Annotated in this window: 15 protein-coding genes; 7 read left to right on the plus strand and 8 right to left on the minus strand. The window is 70.8% G+C overall.

Annotated elements, in window-relative coordinates:
• Nucleotide 1: 1 nt before the first annotated feature.
• The 6 genes from MMSR116_RS22095 to MMSR116_RS22120 all read right to left on the minus strand — a co-directional run bounded on the left by MMSR116_RS22095 (nucleotide 2) and on the right by MMSR116_RS22120 (nucleotide 7,292).
• Nucleotides 2–1,060, minus strand: a complete 1,059-nt coding sequence (locus MMSR116_RS22095; protein WP_010686331.1) for a phosphotransferase family protein — start codon at nucleotides 1,058–1,060, stop codon at nucleotides 2–4.
• Nucleotides 1,057–2,292 (minus strand): acyl-CoA dehydrogenase family protein, encoded by a 1,236-nt coding sequence (locus MMSR116_RS22100; protein ID WP_010686330.1) that lies wholly within the window; start codon nucleotides 2,290–2,292, stop codon nucleotides 1,057–1,059. Before MMSR116_RS22100 ends, MMSR116_RS22095 begins: the two co-directional genes overlap by 4 nt.
• A 188-nt stretch (nucleotides 2,293–2,480) precedes the next feature.
• The gene (locus MMSR116_RS22105; RefSeq protein ID WP_010686329.1) at nucleotides 2,481–3,986 is read right to left on the minus strand and encodes an ATP-binding cassette domain-containing protein; all 1,506 of its coding nucleotides are present in this window, start codon (nucleotides 3,984–3,986) and stop codon (nucleotides 2,481–2,483) included.
• Nucleotides 3,983–4,903 carry a branched-chain amino acid ABC transporter permease gene (locus MMSR116_RS22110; protein ID WP_010686328.1) on the minus strand — a complete coding sequence of 307 codons (921 nt, stop codon included), beginning with the start codon at nucleotides 4,901–4,903 and terminating at the stop codon, nucleotides 3,983–3,985. The genes MMSR116_RS22105 and MMSR116_RS22110 overlap by 4 nt, the downstream gene beginning before the upstream one ends.
• Nucleotides 4,904–5,108: 205 nt before the next feature.
• Nucleotides 5,109–5,984: a branched-chain amino acid ABC transporter permease gene (locus tag MMSR116_RS22115; protein WP_010686327.1), complete on the minus strand. Its 876-nt coding sequence runs from the start codon at nucleotides 5,982–5,984 to the stop codon at nucleotides 5,109–5,111.
• An 18-nt stretch (nucleotides 5,985–6,002) separates the two neighbouring features.
• Nucleotides 6,003–7,292, minus strand: a complete 1,290-nt coding sequence (locus MMSR116_RS22120; protein WP_010686326.1) for an ABC transporter substrate-binding protein — start codon at nucleotides 7,290–7,292, stop codon at nucleotides 6,003–6,005.
• Nucleotides 7,293–7,611: 319 nt separating this feature from the next.
• On the opposite strand from MMSR116_RS22120, the gene MMSR116_RS22125 reads away from it, so the two are divergent.
• The 6 genes from MMSR116_RS22125 to MMSR116_RS22150 all read left to right on the plus strand — a co-directional run bounded on the left by MMSR116_RS22125 (nucleotide 7,612) and on the right by MMSR116_RS22150 (nucleotide 14,139).
• Nucleotides 7,612–8,583, plus strand: coding sequence for a transporter (locus MMSR116_RS22125; RefSeq protein ID WP_010686325.1), 972 nt, complete (start codon nucleotides 7,612–7,614; stop codon nucleotides 8,581–8,583).
• A 201-nt stretch (nucleotides 8,584–8,784) separates the two neighbouring features.
• Nucleotides 8,785–9,810 carry a cyclase family protein gene (locus MMSR116_RS22130; RefSeq protein ID WP_010686324.1) on the plus strand — a complete coding sequence of 342 codons (1,026 nt, stop codon included), beginning with the start codon at nucleotides 8,785–8,787 and terminating at the stop codon, nucleotides 9,808–9,810.
• A gap of 185 nt (nucleotides 9,811–9,995) precedes the next feature.
• Nucleotides 9,996–10,946 carry a 3-hydroxyacyl-CoA dehydrogenase family protein gene (locus MMSR116_RS22135; protein WP_010686323.1) on the plus strand — a complete coding sequence of 317 codons (951 nt, stop codon included), beginning with the start codon at nucleotides 9,996–9,998 and terminating at the stop codon, nucleotides 10,944–10,946.
• A complete protein-coding gene (locus MMSR116_RS22140; RefSeq protein ID WP_010686322.1) occupies nucleotides 10,943–11,701 on the plus strand; it encodes an SDR family NAD(P)-dependent oxidoreductase in 759 nt (252 codons plus the stop codon). The genes MMSR116_RS22135 and MMSR116_RS22140 overlap by 4 nt, the downstream gene beginning before the upstream one ends.
• An 18-nt stretch (nucleotides 11,702–11,719) precedes the next feature.
• Nucleotides 11,720–12,604, plus strand: coding sequence for a 3-keto-5-aminohexanoate cleavage protein (locus MMSR116_RS22145; RefSeq protein WP_010686321.1), 885 nt, complete (start codon nucleotides 11,720–11,722; stop codon nucleotides 12,602–12,604).
• Between the two features lie 305 nt (nucleotides 12,605–12,909).
• Nucleotides 12,910–14,139 (plus strand): ABC transporter substrate-binding protein, encoded by a 1,230-nt coding sequence (locus tag MMSR116_RS22150; RefSeq protein ID WP_010686320.1) that lies wholly within the window; start codon nucleotides 12,910–12,912, stop codon nucleotides 14,137–14,139.
• A gap of 158 nt (nucleotides 14,140–14,297) precedes the next feature.
• Here the strand turns inward: MMSR116_RS22150 and MMSR116_RS22155 are convergent, their stop codons facing one another.
• A complete protein-coding gene (locus MMSR116_RS22155) occupies nucleotides 14,298–15,167 on the minus strand; it encodes an aldo/keto reductase family oxidoreductase (protein WP_010686319.1) in 870 nt (289 codons plus the stop codon).
• Nucleotides 15,168–15,259: 92 nt separating this feature from the next.
• Here MMSR116_RS22155 and MMSR116_RS22160 point away from each other — a divergent pair, with 92 nt between their 5' ends.
• Nucleotides 15,260–16,189: a LysR family transcriptional regulator gene (locus MMSR116_RS22160; protein ID WP_010686318.1), complete on the plus strand. Its 930-nt coding sequence runs from the start codon at nucleotides 15,260–15,262 to the stop codon at nucleotides 16,187–16,189.
• Here the strand turns inward: MMSR116_RS22160 and MMSR116_RS22165 are convergent.
• On the minus strand, nucleotides 16,143–17,930 hold the full coding sequence (locus MMSR116_RS22165) for a methanol/ethanol family PQQ-dependent dehydrogenase (RefSeq protein WP_010686317.1): 1,788 nt from the start codon (nucleotides 17,928–17,930) through the stop codon (nucleotides 16,143–16,145). The genes MMSR116_RS22160 and MMSR116_RS22165 overlap by 47 nt on opposite strands.
• Nucleotides 17,931–17,971: the final 41 nt, after the last annotated feature.

Genomic DNA, 17,971 nt, shown 5'->3' on the forward strand with positions numbered 1-17,971 from the left:
CTCAGGCCCCCGCCCGCTCGGCGAAGCCCCAGGCCGCGGCGGCGAGCTTCGGCACGCGCGCCGCCATGGCGGCGGCGTGCTCGCTCGCGGCATTGCCGGCCTTGGCGCGGGCGGCCACGCCTTGGAGGATGCCGACCAGCCGGAACAGGTTGTAGGCGAAGTACCAGTCGAGAGCGGGCAGGTTTTTCCGATCGGCCGCCCGGCAATACAGCGCCACCGCCTCGTCCCTCGTGGGGATGCCCAGAGCCGACAGGTCGAGGCCACCGAGCCCGCTGCGCCCGTCGGCGGGCAGTTCCCACTGCATCAGCAGGTAGCTGAAATCGGCCAGCGGGTCTCCGAGGGTCGACAACTCCCAGTCGAGGACGGCGCTGACGCCGCCGTCGCGGGAGAAGATCAGGTTGTCGAGGCGGTAATCACCGTGGACCACGCAGGCGCCCTGCTGCTCCGGCACCGTCCGGGGCAGCCACGCGATCAGGCGCTCCACATCCTCCAGCCGCCCGTCCTCGGCGGCGCGGTACTGGCGGGTCCAGCGGTCGACCTGCCGGGCGAAATAGTTGCCGGGCCGGCCATAATCGGAGAGCCCCGCCGCCTCCGGGTCGATCGCGTGGAGGCGCGCCAGCGTGGCGATCATGCCGGCATAATGCCGGTGGCGGGCGTGGGGATCGAGACCCGGCAGGGCGCCGTCCCAGTGCACGGCGCCGTCGACCGCCTCCATCACGTAGAAGGCCGCGCCGATGATCTCGGAGTCCTCGCACAGCGCGAAGGGCCGCGGCACCGGGAAACCCTCGCCGTAGAGGGCGCCGATCACCCGGAATTCGCGCTCCACCGCGTGCGCGGAGGGCAGGAGCTGGCCGAAGGGCTTTCGCCGCAGCACATAGGCCTGGGCGGGCGTGTCGAGCCGGTAGGTCGGGTTCGACTGGCCGCCGCGGAACTGCTGCACGGTGAGCGGGCCGGCAAAGCCGCGGACGTGGCCTTCCATCCAGGCGGCGAGCTTCGTCTCGTCGATCCGGTGGCGCGGCTCGACCGGCTTCACGCCGGAAAAGACATCGGCGTCGCTCATGCGCCCTCGCGGGCATTGGTGTAGCGCCCGAATTCCAGCCGGGCGATCGAGCGGTTGTGGACCTCGTCGGGCCCGTCGGCGAGCCGCAGGGTGCGGATATGGGCGTACATTTTCGCCAGCCCGAAATCCTCCGAGACGCCGGCCCCGCCATGGGCCTGGATGGCGTCGTCGATCACCTTGAGGGCGACCCGGGGCGCCGCGACCTTGATCATGGCGATCTCGAGCTTGGCGCCCTTGTTGCCGACCTTGTCCATCATGTCGGCGGCCTTCAGGCAGAGAAGGCGGGTCATCTCGATGTCGATCCGCGCCTCGGCGACCCTCTGCTCCCAGACCGACTGGTCGCTGATCCGTTTGCCGAAAGCGACCCGGGACACGAGGCGGCGCGCCATGGCCTCCAGCGCCACCTCGGCCGCACCGATGGTGCGCATGCAATGGTGGATGCGGCCCGGTCCCAGACGCCCCTGCGCGATCTCGAAGCCGCGCCCCTCGCCGAGGATCAGGTTCCCGGCCGGGACGCGGACGTTCTCCAGCACGACCTCGCCGTGGCCCTTGGGCGCGTCCTCGTAGCCGAAGACCGGGAGCAGCCGCTCGACGCGAACCCCGGGCGTGTCCATGGGAACGAGGATCTGCGATTGCTGGCGGTGACGCGGGGCCTCCGGGTCGGTCTTGCCCATCAGGATCGCGATCTTGCAGCGCGGGTCGCCGACGCCGGTCGACCACCATTTGCGGCCGTCGACGACGTAGTGGTCGCCGTCGCGGCGGATCGACGTGCTGATGTTGGTGGCGTCCGAGGAGGCGACCTCCGGCTCGGTCATCAGGAAGGCCGAGCGGATCTCACCCGCCATCAGGGGCCTCAGCCACGCGTCCTTCTGGGCCGCGGTCCCGTAGCGGTGCAGCACCTCCATGTTGCCGGTGTCGGGCGCCGCGCAGTTGAACGCCTCCGAGGCGATCCCGACCCGGCCCATCTCCTCGGCGCACAGCGCGTAATCGAGGTTGGTCAGGCCGGCGCCGTGAAAATCGTCGGTGTCGTGCTCGGGGGAGGGCGGCAGGAACAGGTTCCACAGGCCCTCGGCCCGGGCCTTCTCCTTCAGGCGCTCCATGGTGGGGGAGGCTTCACGGCTCGCCGCGCGCTCGGCCGCGACCGCGGCGGCGGCCGGCAGGATCGCGTCGGCGATGAAGCCGCGGACGCGGGTCAGCCAGTGCGTCTGGGACTGGGAGAGGGTGAAGTCCACTTTGTCCGCTCCGCTCACATCCGTCGCTGCGGGCTTCTCTCCTCCCCCATGCGGGGAGGAGTTGGAGGTTGGGGTGGCGCAGAATGAGGCGTTGCGGTGCTTTCTGGACCACCCCCACCCCTGGCCCTCCCCGCAAGCTCGAGCGATCCCGGGCAAGCCCGGGATCGCCAGGGGAGGGGAAGCGCCCCTCACAGATAGGCCGATCCCATCTCGCTGGCGAAGCGCTGCGGCGGCCCTTCCCAGACGATCCGGGCCTGTTCCAGCACGTAGACCCGGTCGGCGTGCGGCAGCGCGAAGGTGACGTTCTGCTCGCCGAGCAGGACCGTGATCGGCGTGGTCTGCCGCAGCTTCTCCAGCGCCTTCGACAGCAGCTCCAGGATCACCGGCGCGAGGCCGAGCGTCGGCTCGTCAAGGATCAGCAGGCGCGGGCGCATCATCAGCGCCCGGGCGATGGTCAGCATCTGCTGCTCGCCGCCCGAGAGGGTGCGGGCGCTCTGGCCCTCGCGGTCCTTGAGGATCGGGAACAGCTCGTAGAGCCAGTCGCGCTGCTTGGCGCTCTCGGCCTTCGGGAAGTGCTGGCCGCCGAGATCGAGGTTCTCGCGCACGCTGAGATCGCCGAACAGCTCGCGGGTCTCTGGCACCTGCACGATGCCGGCGCGCGCGATGGCGGCGGGCTTCATCCGCGCGAGATCCTGGCCGTCGAACCGGATCGTGCCGGCATGCGGAACGAGGCCCGAGATGGCGTTGAACAGGGTGGTCTTGCCGGCGCCGTTCAGGCCCACCACCGAGACGAACTCGCCCTCGTGGACGTGGATCGAGGCGGAGCGCAGGGCCTGCGCCTTGCCGTAGAGCACGTCGACGCCCTCGACGGTGAGCAGCGAGTCGGGCTTGAACGCCGCCTCGGGCCGGGCCGTCGTCTCGATACTGCCGCCGAGATAGACCCGGCGCACGGTCGGGTCGGCCATCACGGACTCGGCCGAGCCCTCCGCGATGCGCTCGCCGAGATACATGGCGAACACCCGGTCCACGAGGGCCGAGACGCTCTTCACGTTGTGGTCGACGAGGAGCACGGCCTTGCCCTCGTCGCGGAAGCCGCGGATCAGCTCCGAGAAGGCCGCGACCTCGCCCCCGGTCAGGCCCGCGAAGGGCTCGTCGACCAGCACGACCCGGGGGTCGCGGGCGATGGCCTTGGCGAGCTCCAGCCGGCGCAGATCCGCGAAGGGCAGGGTGCCGGGCCGCCGGTCGACGACGGCCCCGAGGCCGACGCGCTCGGCGATCTCCCTCGCGCGGCGCGCCACGTGCGGGTCGGCCGCCAGCCGGATCAGGCTGTCGGGCAGGAGCGCGAGGCTGATATTCTCCAGCACGGTCTGCCGCTGGAGCGGCCGCGCATGCTGGAACACGAGGCCGATCCCGGAGCGCGCCACCCGGTGGGCCGGCATCCCGCCGATCTCCGTGCCGTCGAGGCGGATCGAGCCGGCGCTCGGCCGCTCCAGGCCCATGATCAGCTTCATCACGGTCGACTTGCCCGAGCCGTTCGGGCCGATCAGGCCGAGGATCTCGCCGGGGCGGAGGTCGAGGTCGATCTCCTTGACGGCGACGAGGCCGCCGTAGCGCTTGGTCAGGCCGCGCACTGTGAGGCAGGGCTCGGCCAGGACGGGCGACACGGTCGGCGGGGGCGCGACGGCGACGGTCATCGGGCTCTCCGGAGCGATCCGAGGCCGAGCAGCCCCGACGGCACGAACAGGATCACGAGGAGCGCCACCGCCGAGACCACGAAGGTCGAGAGGCCGCCGAGGGGACGCAGCAGCTCCCCCGCCGCGATCAGGAACACGGCGCCCAGCGCCGCGCCCACGATGGTGCGCCTTCCGCCGAGCACCGCCGCGATGATCACCTGCACTCCCACCGACGTGTTGATCAGCGTGCCGACCGAGGCGGTGCCCATGTAGAAGACCACCAGCCCGCCCGCGAGGCCCGAGAAGGCGGCGCTGATCGCGAAGGCCGCGAGCTTGTGCTTGGCGACGTTGAAGCCGAGCGCCCCGGTCACCACCGGATCCTGGCCGGCGGCCTGGAGGATCAGCCCGGCGGGCGAGCGCGCGATGGCCGTGAGGATCAGGCCGGAGACAGCCATGAAGCCCAGCGCCAGCCAGTAATTGGTGTCGGCGTCGATGGAGATGACGTCGGGCACGGTCAGGCCGATCTCGCCGCCGGTGAGGCCGGAGAAGACCACGATCATGTTCTGCAGGAGCAGCACCGCCACCAGGGTGATCAGTCCGAAATAGGGCCCGCGCACCTTCAGCGCCGGCAGCGCCAGGGCGAGGCCGCCGACCACGGCGAGCACGGTCCCGATTGCGAGGCAGTAGGGGATCGGCAACTCGTAGCGGTTGTTGAGGATGCCGGCACCGTAGGCCCCGAGCCCGATCAGGAAGGTCGGTCCGAAATTCACCTCGCCGGCGAAGCCGAAGAGCAGGTCCCAGGCCATGGAGAACACGCCGAAATAATAGGCGATGGTCATGAGGCCGAGGATGTAGCCGGAGACCCACCAGGGGAGTGTCGCGGCGGCCAGGACGGCGAGGATCGCGATCCAGAAGCCGGGGGTTGTGAGGAGCTTCATGGGGTTGCCTCGCACACGGCAGCGATCCGAGTCGTTCCGCGAGGAGTTCCCTCCCGTCCACCCCCCTCATCCTGAGGTACCGCGCCAGCGGCCTCGAAGGAGGCCTCCAGGGATCGCGCGGCCGGCTGGAGGTCTCCTTCGAGGCGGCTTCGCCGCACCTCAGGATGAGGGCGTGGGTTGGAGACCCGAAGTGTAAAGACAACCATCACCGCCGCCCCAGCAGGCCCTGCGGGCGCAGGTACATGACGGCGACCAGCAGCAGCAGCGCCGGGATCACCCGGTAGGCCGGGGAGATCAGGTAGGCGGTGGCGGTCTCCAGATACCCCACCACGTAGGCGGCGATCAGCGAGCCGGTGACGCTGCCCAAGCCGCCCAGCACCACGATCGAGAAGGCGCTCGCGGTGAGGGGCCCCACCGAATACGAGGATACCCCCAGAAACATCCCGAGCAGCACCCCGGCGATGCCGGCGAGCAGGCCGTAGATCGCCCAGACCGCCACGTAGATCTTGCCCATGTCGTGGCCGAGGAGCGTCACGCCGCGCGGGTTCATGGAGGCGGCGAGCAGGACCTTGCCGGCCCGCGCCCGGTTCACGAACAGCCAGAGCAGGCCGATCACCACCCAGCAGATCACCGCGGTGAACCACTCGTTCTTCGGCGTGCGCACGCCGGCGATCTCGACCACGCCCTCCACGATCGGCAGCACGGTCTTCGGGTTGTCGGTGAAGAAGTAGGCCACCAGCTCCTGGATCATGATCCCCCAGAGCAGCGTCCCGGTGAGCACGAAGATCTCTTTCTCTTCCCGCGGAATGGCGCGGCTGCGCTCGATCGGCGCGACCACCGCGAAGTAGGTGACGAGGGCGCCGGCGAGCCCGCACAGGACGCCGATCGCCGCGCCCGCGTAGGAGCCGAGCCCGAACAGCGCCGAGGCCGCCCAGGCGGCCACCGCGGCCATGACCATCAGGGCGCCGTGGGTCAGGTTGAGGACGCCCGAGACCCCGAAGATCAGGGTGAAGCCCATCGCGCCGAGCGCGTAGAGGGCCGAGATCGCGAAACCGTCGACGAGGATCTGGAGGCCGATCACCGCGCTCTCCCCGCCCGGCTACTGGACCGCCGCCTTCACCGCGGGGGGCAGGATCATGGCCCCGTTGGCGGTCGCGGCCGGCCAGATCGCCACCTGCTTGCCGTTCTGCCACTGCCCGAGGACGCTGGTCATCAGGCCGGGCCCGTACTGGATCGAGTGGGTGAATTGATCGTCCTTGCCGTAGAACTTGAGGTGCCCGACCGTGCCGACGTAGTCGGTCTTCTCCAGGGCGTCGACGAGCTTGTCGGCCTCCGTGGAGCCCGCCCGCTTGATCGCCTCCGCGGTGTAGTAAACGGCGTCGTAGGCCATGAAGCCCGCGTAGGAGGGCGCCCCGCCGAAGCGCTTGGTGAAGGCCTCCGAGAACGGGATCGTCTTCTCGGTGAGGGCCACGCCCGGCAGCGCCACGCTGTCGAACAGCACGCCCTGCGTGCCGCCGTTGGTGTTGGCCCAGAAGGTCGAGGAGGTGGCCTGGCCGCTGATCCCCGTCATGGCGATCGGAACCTGCTGGTTCTGCCACTGCACGGTCGGCTGAACGCCGACATGGGCGATGCCGGTGACGATCAGGTCGGGCTTGGCCGCCTCGATCTTGTTGTAGATCGGCGTGAAGTCGCCCGTGTCCGGCGAGAAGCGGACATGCTCCACCACCTTCAGCCCGGATTTCGGCAGGCACTCCTGGTACGCGGCGTCCAGCGGCCGGGTCCAGGCCGCGTCCTCGCTCATGATCGCGGCGGTCTTGGCCTTGAGCTTCTCGACCAGCACCTCCTTGGCCGAGTCGCAGACCGCCTGCGCCAGGGCGTGCGAGGTCAGGTAGCCGTGGAAAGTGTACTTGTTGCGCGCGTAGTCCTTGTGGACCGCGACGCTGATCTCGTTGGAGGCGGCGCCGGGCGTGATCATCGGCGTCTTGAGCCGGGCGGCCCAAGGCATCAGCGCGAGCACGACCTCCGAGATGTAGCTGGCGATGACGAAGTTGACCTTGTCCTCCGAGACAGCCCGCTGGAAGGCGCGCACCGCGTCGGAGGCGGAGGACTTGTCGTCGTAGGTGACGACCTGGATCTGGCGCCCGTCGATGCCGCCCTTCGCGTTGATCTCGTCGGCGGCGAGCTGCACCGCCTGCGGGATCGAGGCTCCGGCGACCGACTGCGCCTCGGCGATCACGCCGATCTTGATCGGGTCGGCCGCCCGCGCGGGCCCGGCCAGCATCGAGCCCGCCGCGAGGAGCGCGGGCAGCATGCGCCTGATCTGGACGCGCCGAATTTGAACGCGCCGAATTTGAACGCGCTTGGCGACGGCGCGCGCGGTCTTGGACATCGGCGTTTCCTCTCACCCTGCCCGCATTCTTTATTCGCAGGCTTGGCGACGACTCTATCCGGCGCCTGCCGGATCACAAGGGGCTGGCGGCGCGGGGTGGGTGACGTTTCCGGCCAGTCGTTGGCGGTGCAGGGCCGCGCCCGAAACGTTGCACCTGGGCAACACGTACTTCGATTCCCGCGGCGCCGCCTGCCCGTCGCCGCGTGCCGCGCGCGTCGGTCCGCCGGAGTCCAGCTTCGGCCCAGCGCGATGGTGTCGCGTCCCCTCCCGACCGAGCCCGGACGCAGGTGCGCCGAGCGGCATCGGATCGGGGGACGCCATGCACACACGTTTCACCACCGCGGCTCTGACGGCGGGCGCCCTGCTGCTGGGCGCGATGGGCCAGGCCCGCGCCGCCGCCGTCACCCAGCCAGGAGAACAGGTGGGCCTTGCACCGGGCTTGCCGCTGCCGGAGGGCTTCTATGCCTTCGATACGTTCAGCTGGGGGCGGGACGGCCGGCGCGACGCCGCCGAGGTCGGCGTCAACATCCCGTTCGTGATTTACTCGTCGCCGCTCAAGATCTTCGGGGCGCAGATCGAGCCGGTGGTGGCGTTCCCGTCGGTGTTCATCAACACCCACTTCCCGGCGCCGATCCCCAACAAGGAGATCAGCACCTTCTACACCCCGTTCCTGGGCAATATCTTCGCCTGGAATCTCGGCGGCGGCTTCGGCGTGTCGTACATCGCGGGCGCATACCTCCCCTACGGCGACCGGGGCTCGCTGGGATTGGGAGTGCGGGGCACGCCGCTGCTCACGCAATCCGCATCGGCGACCCTGACCCAGCGCGTCGCCGCCACCTATGTGGGCGACGGCAGCCTGAACCTCTCGGCGATCCTCACCTACAACCGTCCGTTCGACGCGCATGGCCGGTTCGGCGGCGCGGTCGGAGCGGCGATCGGACCGATCCCGGCGGCCGACCAGATCAACCTCGACCTCACCGCGACCAAGAAGTTCGACGCCTTCGAGATCGGCGCCGTGGCGTACGGCTACACGGACCTGCCGGTGAATCGCCGTGACCGCCTGTTCTCCCGGTTCCAGCGGGACGGGTCCGTCGCCGCCGGCGGACTCGTGGGCTACAATTTCGGGCGCTTCGTCCTGCAGAGCGTCGTGACGCGCGAGATCATCGCCCGCGACACCCTCAACGTGGCCGGGCATCGCCAGCATAACGAGGAGACGCGGGGCTGGTTTCGGGTGATCCTGCCCTTCCCCCTCGCCGCCGCCGCGCCGAAGCCGCTGGTCAGCAAGAACTGAAGCCGCAGCGGGTTTCACGGAGCCCGCGCTGTCCGCCCGCGGGCTTCCGGGCTCGGGGGCGCGGGCCTAGGCTCCGGGCGGATCTGCGACAAGCGGACCGACAGCCTCCTCAGAAGGGCGCGGACAGGTGAGGAACGCAACCACGACCGCGCCCGGGACCATCCCGGGCCGCAGCGCCCGGCCCTCGCGGGAATCGACACCGTGAGCTTGCGCTGGACTCGGCGTCCCGAGGGCTCGACCTGGGGGGATTTCGGCCCCGACGACGAGTTCGGGCGCCTCAACCTGCTCACCCCCGAGAAGGTACGCCAGGGCGTCGCCGAGGTGCGCGAGGGCCTGACCTTCTGCCTCAGCCTGCCCCTCGACCTGCCGGGCGGCAACGTCCTCAATCCGCGCCGCCACCCGCCGCAGATCACCCCGACCCGCCGCGCCAACGGCCGGCCGAACATGAACTTCCCGGTCTGCGAGGAGGTCGACGGCGCCACCGACGTGATCTGCGACGACCGCGCGCTGATCCACCTGCAATATTCGACGCAGTGGGATTCCCTCGCCCATGTCGGCTCGCTGTTCGACCCGGACGGCCAGGGCGCGGCGCCCACCTTCTACAACGGGTTCCGCGGCGGCCACGACATCGTTGGGCCGAGCACCCCGGATGCGGTGGACCAGCCGTCCCGCGCGAAGCGCCTCGGGATCGAGCGCCTGGCCGAGCGCGGCATGCAGGGCCGGGCCGTGATGATCGACCTGCGCGCGCATCTCGGCGACGCCAAGGCGAAGGTCGGCTACGATCAGCTCGCCCGGATCCTGGAGGCCGACGGTGTCGTGGTCGAGCCCGGCGACATGGTCTGCCTGCACACGGGCTTCGCCGAGCGGCTGATCGCCATGGGCGGCGATCCGGACCCGCAGCAGGTGCACAACCTCTGCGCCGGGCTCGACGGGCGCGACCCGCGCCTCCTCGACTGGATCACCCGCTCCGGCCTGTGCGCGCTGATCGCCGACAACTACGCCGTGGAGGCCTACCCGGCCGGGCCGGGACCGGCCTGCTGCGCGACGCTGCCGCTCCATGAGCACTGCCTGTTCAAGCTCGGGGTCAATCTCGGCGAGCTGTGGCACCTGACGCCGCTGGCCGACTGGCTGCGGGCGCACGGCCGGAACCGCTTCCTGCTCACCGCCCCGCCCATGCGCCTGCCCGGCGCGGTCGGCTCGCCGACGACGCCCATCGCCACGGTGTGAGGGAGCGCCGTGCACAATGCTTTTCACCCGTGCCCTCATCCTGAGGCGCCGGAGCGCAGCGAAGGCCTCGAAGGAGGCTTCCAGCCGGCCGCGCGATCCGTGGATCCCTCTTTCGAGGCGGCTGCGCCGCACCTCAGGATGAGGGGATCTGGCAGGATGCCGAACCGGGGCCAGGAGCTGACCGCATGACCGAGATCGCGATCGTCGGCGGCGGCCTGATGGGGCACGGCATCGCCCTGGTGCTGGCGCTCCACGGGCACGCCGTGCGCATCACCGATACGGCGCCCGAGACCCGCGCGCGGGTGCCGGCCCTCATGGCTTCGGCGCTGGAGACCCTGCGGGAGGCGGGCGCCGCCCCGGAGGGCTGGGATGCCGACCGGCTGGCGCGGGCCGTCCGCGTCGAGGCGGAGCTGGAACCGGCCGTGGCGGGCGCCGGCCTCGTCATCGAGGCGATCACCGAGAACCCCGAGGCCAAGCGCGCGCTCTTCGCCGACCTCGACCGCCTCTGCCCGGCCGACGCGATCCTCGCCAGCAACACCAGCTACCTGGACGTCTTCCCGCTGATCCCGGACGCGCGGCAGGCGCGGGCGCTGATCCTGCACTGGTACACGCCGCCCTACATCGTCGACCTCGTCGACGTGGTGCCGGGGCCCGGCACGGACCCGGCGGTGGTCGCCGCGATGGCCGATCTCGTGCGCGGCCTGGGCAAGGTCCCGATCGTGTTGAAGCGCTTCATTCCCGGCTACATCGCCAACCGCATCCAGCAGGCGATCAGCGCCGAAGTGTTCCGGCTCCTCGACGAGGGCGTGGCCGACCCGAAGGACATCGACGACGCGATCATCCATGGGCTCGCCCTGCGCATCCCGATCCTCGGCCACCTCGCCAAGGCCGATTTCACCGGCCTGGAGCTGACGCAGCGGGCGCTCGCCAACGGCAGCTACGCGCCGCCGCCCCCGCGCACCCGCTCCGAGACCCTCGACGCCCTCTGCGCCGCGGGCCGGACCGGGGTGATGGCTGGCCAAGGCTATTTCGACTGGGGCGGACGGGCGCCGGCGGACTTGTTCCGCGAGCGCGACCGCAAGCTCCTGGCGCTCAAGGCGGCGATGGCCGGGATCGGCCGGATGGAGGGAACATGATCGGGGCGGATCTGTCGGGACGGCGCGTCCTCGTCACCGGAGCCTCGTCGGGCATCGGGCTGGCGACGGTCGAGATCTTCGCCCGCAACGGCGCCGCCGTGGCGCTGAACCACCTGCCCGACGATCCCCGCGGCCCCGCGGAGGCCGCACGGCTTACCGGGGAAGGGCTGTCGGTCGTGGCGCTGGCCGGCGACGTGTCCGTGCCGACCGAGGCCGAGGCGATGGTGGCGGCCGGCATCGACCGGCTCGGTGGCCTCGATGTCCTCGTCAACAATGCCGGGACGTCGGGCACGACCACGCCCATCGCGTTCGAGGACCTCGACGCGATGACCGAGGACTTCTGGGCCACGATCCTGGCGACGAACCTGCTCGGGCCGTTCCGCTGCGCCCGGGCGGCGGCCGCGACGCTCAAGGTGAGCCACGGCGCCATCGTCAACACCGCCTCGGTGGCGGGTCTCGGGCGGCGGGGCTCCTCGGTGGCCTACTCGGCCAGCAAGGCTGGGCTGATCAATCTGACCCGCAGCCTCGCCCGGGCTCTGGCGCCGGACGTGCGCGTCAACGCGGTGGCGCCGGGCCTCGTCGCCACGCCCTGGACCGAGCCCTGGTCGGAGGAGCGCAAGGCCTCGACCGTGGGGCGCACCATGCTCGGCCGCATGGCCCGCCCGGAGGACATCGCCGAGACGATCTTCTTCCTGGCCGCGGGCGCGGCCTACATCACCGGCGAGACGATCACGGTCGACGGCGGGGCGATCTGACGCTTGGAGAGCACACGGATGTCGAGCATCACGGTCATCACCTGCGCCCTCACGGGCTCCTTCGACACGCCCCGGAAGAACCCGGCCGTGCCGGTGAGCCCGAAGGCGATCGCCGAGTCGGCGCTCGAGGCCGCCGCCGCCGGGGCCGCCGTGGTGCACATCCACGTCCGCGATCCCGAGACCGCCGCGCCGAGCATGGAACTCGCCCATTACCGCGAGGTGGTGGAACGGATCCGCGAGCGGAACGACGCCGTGATCCTCAACCTGACCACGGGGGCGGGCGGCCGGTTCGTGCCGGGCGAGCCCGACCCGGCGGTCGCCGGCCCGGGCACGACCTTCGTGAGCCCGGAGGTCCGCACCCGGCACGTGTCGGCGCTGCGGCCTGAGATCTGCACCCTCGATGTCGCCACGATGAACTTCGGCGAGCACCTGTTCCTCAACACCCCCGGCCACCTGCGGGCGATGGCGGGCCACATCCGCGACGCGGGCGTGAAGCCCGAGATCGAGGTGTTCGACCTCGGCCAGATCGAGCTGGCCCGGCACCTGATCGCGGACGGACATCTGGCGCGCCCGCCCCTGTTCCAGATCTGCCTCGGCATCCCCTGGGGCGCCCCGGCGACCCCGGAGGCGCTGGTGGCGATGCGGGCGCGGCTGCCGGAGGACGCGATCTGGTCGGCCTTCGGCATCGGCCGGGAGGAGTTCCCGATCCTCGCGGTGGCGGCCGGCATGGGCGGCAACGTCCGCGTCGGCCTTGAGGACAACCTGTACCTGTCCCGCGGCACGCTGGCGCCGAGCAACGCCGCCCTGGTGGAGAAGGCGGTGAGCCTGCTGGCCCACATTGACCGGGAGCCGGCGACGCCCGATCAGGCGCGGGCGATGTTTGGATTGGCGCCGCGTGGCTGATGACCCGCGTTTCCCCTCCCCCTTGTGGGGAGGGGCAGGGGTGGGGGTGGTGCAGAAGGGACCGCCGGGCTCGATCCTGAGCTACCCCCACCTCTAACTCCTCCCCGCAAGGGGGAGGAGAGCGCGCCCCGGCCAGCGATGTGTGAACATCGTAGCTCTGCGGGGGAGGGAGGGGCCATAGCGCTTACGGATTAGCGGCATCCTCACCCGCGCCGGTATCAGCCGCTAACGCCCGCGGATACTCTGTCTGCGCAGACCGCGAGCGGCGATCAACGCCGCCGGGTGGATACGACAGGGAGAGAGACATGACGCTCCGCCACCGCGCCGCGGCGCTGTTCGGGAGCTTATGCGCGCTCGGCGCCGGCGCGGCGCTCGCGGCCGACCTCGTGCCGGTGAAGATCGGCGTGCTCAACGACCGCTCCGGCGTCTACTTCGACTCCACCGGCGAGGGCTCGGTGGTCGCCGCTCGCATGGCGGTCGAGGACTTCAAGCCCGAGGAGCACGGGCTGAAGGTCGAGGTCGTCGCCGCCGACCACCAGAACAAGCCCGATGTCGGCGCCTCGATCACCCGGCAATGGTACGACCGCGACGGCGTCGACGCGGTGTTCGATGTGCCGACCTCCTCGGTGGCGCTCGCCATCGCGCAGATCACCAAGGAGAAGAACAAGGCCTTCATCAACTCGGGTGGCGGCACCGCCGACCTCACCGGCCCGGCCTGTACCCCCAACACCGTGCACTGGACCTACGACACCGCGGCGCTCGCCAACGGTACCGGCAAGGCGATGCTCAAGCGCGGCGGCAAGACGTGGTACTTCATCACCGCCGACTACGCCTTCGGCCTCGCGTTGGAGCGCGACACCAAGGCGGTGGTGGAGAAGAACGGCGGCAAGGTCGTCGGCGGCGTGCGCACGCCGTTCCCGAACCCGGACTTCTCGTCGTTCCTCCTCCAGGCCCAGGCCTCCGGCGCACAGGTGATCGGGCTCGCCGATGCCGGCCTCGACGCCGCCAACGCCATCAAGCAGGCGCACGAGTTCGGCATCCGCCAGGGCGGCCAGTCGCTGGCGGCCCTGCTGATCGCCATCACCGACATCCACTCGCTGGGCCTGGAGGTGGCGCAGGGGCTCGACTTCACCGCCTCCTTCTACTGGGACCTCAACGACGGCACCCGCGCCTTCGCGGAGCGCTTCGAGAAGCGCATGCCCGGCAAGAAGCCGACCTCCTACCAGGCGGGCGTCTACGCCAGCACGCTGCACTACCTGAAGGCGGTGGCGGCCCTCCACTCGGCCAAGGACGGCGCCGCCGTGGTCGCCAAGATGAAGGAAATGCCCACCGACGACCCCCTGTTCGGGAAGGGCACGATCCGGCCGGACGGGCGCAAGATCCACCCGATGTACCTGTTCGAGGCCAAGGCGCCGTCCGAGTCGAAGGGCGAGTGGGATCTCTACAAGGTGCTGGAGACGATCCCGGCCGAGCAGGCGTTCCGCCCGATGAGCGAGGGCGGCTGCCCGATGGTGGCCGGCATGACGGCGAAGTAGGCGTCGGGCCGCTCCTTTCGGCACCGCCGTCCTTGCGAGCGGAGCGAAGCAATCCAGACAGCGCGACGCCGACCGTCGTCGCGCTGTCCTGGGTCACTTCGCTACGCTCGTGATGACGGTGAGGGAGACCGCAATCGAAGCGTCCGAACGAAAGCCGTTCACGCCGCCCCGATCCGATCCAGCGACGCCACCGACTCCGCCGGCAGGCTGAGTTCGGCCGCCGCGAGGTTCTCGCGCAGGTGGCCGAGGGAGGACGTCCCCGGGATCAGCAGGATGTTGGGCGACCGGCGCAGCAGCCACGCCAGCGCCACCTGCATCGGCGTCGCGCCGAGCCCGGCCGCCACCTCCGACAGGGTGCCCGACTGGAGTGGGCTGAACCCGCCCAGCGGGAAGAACGGCACGTAGGCGATGCCGGCGGCTGCGAGGTCGTCGATGAAGGCGTCGTCGCCCCGGTGCGCGAGGTTGTACTGGTTCTGCACGCAGACGATGTCGGTGATTCGGCGCCCGTCCGCGACCTGCCGCGGCGTCGCGTTGCTCAGGCCGATCCGGCGGATCAGCCCCTGGCGCTGGAGATCCGCCAGCACCGTCAACGGCGCCTCGATCGACCCTTCCGCGGGGCCGTGGACGTCGAACATCAAGCGCAGGTTGACTACGTCGAGGACGTCGACGCCGAGGTTGCGCAGATTGTCGTGAACCGCTTGGGTGAGGTCCTCGGCCGAGAAGGCCGGGTTCCACGAGGCGTCAGCCCCGCGCCTGGCGCCGACCTTGGTGACCATCACGAGGTCGTCCGGGTAGGGGTGGAGCGCCTCGCGGATGATCTGGTTTGTGACGTGCGGCCCGTAGAAGTCGCTGGTGTCGATGTGGTCGACGCCTGCGGCCACGGCCGCGCGCAGAACCGCGACCGCGGCGGCGCGGTCCTTGGGCGGCCCGAACACGCCGGGCCCGGCGAGCTGCATGGCCCCGTAGCCGAGCCGCTTCACGGTGCGGTGGCCGAGCTGGAACGTGCCGGCCTGGGCGATGTCGGTCATGGCGAATCTCCTGTTGCCGCGCCGGATGTAGATCGCCGCGCTCAGGCCGATAAGCCGTGACAATCGGCACGGCCTGTGCGGATTCTCGAACGATGACCCAGGATCTCACGGACCTTGCCGCCTTCGTGACCGTGGCGCGGGCCGGCGGCTTTCGCGATGGCGCCCGGGCGTGCGGCGGGAGCGCGTCGGGCCTCAGCGAGGCGGTGCGCCGGCTGGAGGCGGGCCTGGGCGTGCGCCTCCTGAACCGCACCACCCGCAGCGTCGCGCCGACCGAGGCCGGCGCCCGCCTGCTCGAACGGCTCGGCCCGGCCCTCGCCGAAGTGGAATCCGCCCTCGACGTGGTGAACGGGTTCCGCGACCGGCCGGCCGGGACGCTGCGGCTCAACGTGCCGCTGAGCGCCGCCCGGCTGGTGCTGCCGGCGCTCGTGCCGTCCTTCCTGGCGGCGTATCCGGAGATCCGCCTGGAGGTGGTGGTCGAGGACGGGTTCGTGGACGTGCTGGCGGCGGGCTGCGACGCCGGCATCCGCTACGACGAGCGGCTGGAGCAGGACATGATCGCCGTGCCGATCGGCCCGCGGCGGCAGCGCTTCGCCACCGCGGCGTCCCCGGCCTATCTCGACCGGTGCGGGCGCCCGGACCATCCGCGGGACCTCCTGGACCATGCCTGCCTGCTCGGCCGGTTTCCCAGCGGAGCCCTGACGGCGCCCTGGGAATTCGAGCGCGACGGCGCGGTCGTCAGGGTGGATCCGTCCGGGCCGCTGATCGTGCGTGTCGGCGCCAGCGACCTCGCGGTGGCGGCGGCGGTCGCCGGAACGGGGATCATCCACCTGTTCGAGGACTGGCTGCGTCCGCTCCTCGACAGCGGCGCCCTGGAACCGGTGCTGGAGCCCTGGTGGCAGGTCTTCTCCGGCCCCTTCCTGTACTACCCGGGCCGGCGCCTTGTACCGGCCCCCCTGCGCGCCTTCGTGGACTTCGTCAGTGCGCGGCCGGCGGCACCGGATCCGGCAGTTCGAACACCGTGAGCTGCCCGCCCGGCGCCGTGTACTGCGACAGGGCCGCGTAGCCGCCCACCGCCCCCGATCCGTCGGCCGGGTCGGTCAGCCCGGCCGCGAGACCGATCCCGGCCCAGCCGCCGACCCCGGACAGCACCGCCACGTACTGCTTCCCGTCGTGCCGGTAGGTGGTGACATTGCCGACGATGCCGGACGGCGTCTTGAACCGGTAGAGTTCGTGCCCGTCCCGGGCATCGACCGCCTTCAGGTAGCCTTCCAGCGTGCCGTAGAAGACCACGTCGCCAGCCGTGGCGAGCGCCCCCGACCAGACCGAGAACGGCTCGGGGATCGTCCAGGCGATCCGGCCCTTCGCCCCGTCCCAGGCGATGAACGCCCCGGTCCGGTCGGTGCCCTCCGGCGGGTGCAGGGTCAGCGTCGCGCCGACATAGGGCTGGCCGGGCGTGTAGGTGACCCGGAACGCCTCGTAATCCATGCACATGTGGTTGGTCGGCACGTAGAACAGCCGCGTCCTGGCCGAGTAGGCCGCCGGCTGCTGGTTCTTGGCGCCCAGCGCTCCGGGGCAGATGTTCTTCGTGGTCTCGTCCTCGTCGGCCTCGCCGGGGGCGTAGCGCTTGTCGATCACCGGCCGGCCATAGCCCGGCGCGGCGGGATCCATCTCGACCCGGCTGGCCCAGTTCACCGTGGGATCGAACTTCTCCGCCACCAGCAGTTCGCCCGTGGCCCGGTTCAGCGTGTAGCCGAAGCCGTTGCGGTCGAAATGCGTCAGCACCTTGCGGGGGCGCCCGCCGATCACCTGCTCGGTCAGGATCATCTCGTTGACGCCGTCGTAGTCCCACTGGTCGTGGGGGGTCATCTGGTAGACCCAGCGGGCGATGCCCGTATCGGCGTCGCGGGCGATGATCGCCTGGGCCCACCGGTTGTCGCCCGGGCGCTGGTTCGGGTTCCAAGTCGAGGGATTGCCGGTGCCGTAATAGACGAGGTTCAGGTCCGGATCGTAGGAGAACCAGCCCCAGCTGCAGGCGCCGCCGGTCTGCCACTGGTCACCCTCCCAGCTCGTCAGGGAGGAATCCTTGCCGATCGGGTGCCCGAGCTCGGTCGTCGTCGCCGGATCGACCAGCATGTCGGCATCGGGACCGGTGGCGTAGGCGCGCCAGAGACGCCGGCCCGTCGCCTGGTCGTAGGCGGTGACGTGGCAGCGCGCCCCGTACTCGCCCCCCGCCAGCCCGACGATGAGCTTGCCGTGGACCGGCAGGACCGTGGCGGTGTTGGTCTCGCCCCGGCCCGGATCACCGTTCTTCACCGACCACAGCACCCGCCCGGTCTCCGGATCGAGGGCCACCACGGTGGTGTCGGCCTGCTGCAGGAACAGCCGCCCCTCCGCGTAGGCCAGTCCGCGCGAGACCGTGTCGCAGCACATCACGGCGATGACCCCCGCCTCCTGCCGCGGGACGTAGCGCCACAGGATCTTTCCGCCCCGGTCGAGGTCGAGGGCGTAGACCACGTTGGGAAACGGCGTGTGCACGACCATCACATGCCCGACCACGATCGGCGCGCCCTCGTGGCCGCGCAGGACGCCGGTGGAGAAGGTCCAGGCGACCTTCAGGCGCCCGACATTGTCGGCGTCGATCTGGTCGAGGGTCGAATAGCGCGTGTTGGCGTAGTCCAGGGTCTGGAGGACCGGCCCCTCCTGCGCCGTGGCCGGGCCGGCGAGGAAGGCGAGCGGCAGGCAGGCGAGGAGTCGCGCGCGCATCGGGAGGATCTTCGTTCGAGCTGAGCCGTTCCGGCCGGCGG

The organism is Methylobacterium mesophilicum SR1.6/6, from assembly GCF_000364445.2.
Lineage (GTDB): Bacteria > Pseudomonadota > Alphaproteobacteria > Rhizobiales > Beijerinckiaceae > Methylobacterium > Methylobacterium mesophilicum_A.

Coding starts and splice junctions, on each gene's coding strand:
- MMSR116_RS22095 (WP_010686331.1), bottom strand. CDS start 1,060: ATGAGCGACGCCGATGTCTTTTCCGGCGTGAAGCCGGTCGAGCCGCGC.
- MMSR116_RS22105 (WP_010686329.1), bottom strand. CDS start 3,986: ATGACCGTCGCCGTCGCGCCCCCGCCGACCGTGTCGCCCGTCCTGGCC.
- MMSR116_RS22110 (WP_010686328.1), bottom strand. CDS start 4,903: ATGAAGCTCCTCACAACCCCCGGCTTCTGGATCGCGATCCTCGCCGTC.
- MMSR116_RS22120 (WP_010686326.1), bottom strand. CDS start 7,292: ATGTCCAAGACCGCGCGCGCCGTCGCCAAGCGCGTTCAAATTCGGCGC.
- MMSR116_RS22125 (WP_010686325.1), top strand. CDS start 7,612: ATGCACACACGTTTCACCACCGCGGCTCTGACGGCGGGCGCCCTGCTG.
- MMSR116_RS22135 (WP_010686323.1), top strand. CDS start 9,996: ATGACCGAGATCGCGATCGTCGGCGGCGGCCTGATGGGGCACGGCATC.
- MMSR116_RS22140 (WP_010686322.1), top strand. CDS start 10,943: ATGATCGGGGCGGATCTGTCGGGACGGCGCGTCCTCGTCACCGGAGCC.
- MMSR116_RS22145 (WP_010686321.1), top strand. CDS start 11,720: ATGTCGAGCATCACGGTCATCACCTGCGCCCTCACGGGCTCCTTCGAC.
- MMSR116_RS22150 (WP_010686320.1), top strand. CDS start 12,910: ATGACGCTCCGCCACCGCGCCGCGGCGCTGTTCGGGAGCTTATGCGCG.
- MMSR116_RS22155 (WP_010686319.1), bottom strand. CDS start 15,167: ATGACCGACATCGCCCAGGCCGGCACGTTCCAGCTCGGCCACCGCACC.
- MMSR116_RS22160 (WP_010686318.1), top strand. CDS start 15,260: ATGACCCAGGATCTCACGGACCTTGCCGCCTTCGTGACCGTGGCGCGG.
- MMSR116_RS22165 (WP_010686317.1), bottom strand. CDS start 17,930: ATGCGCGCGCGACTCCTCGCCTGCCTGCCGCTCGCCTTCCTCGCCGGC.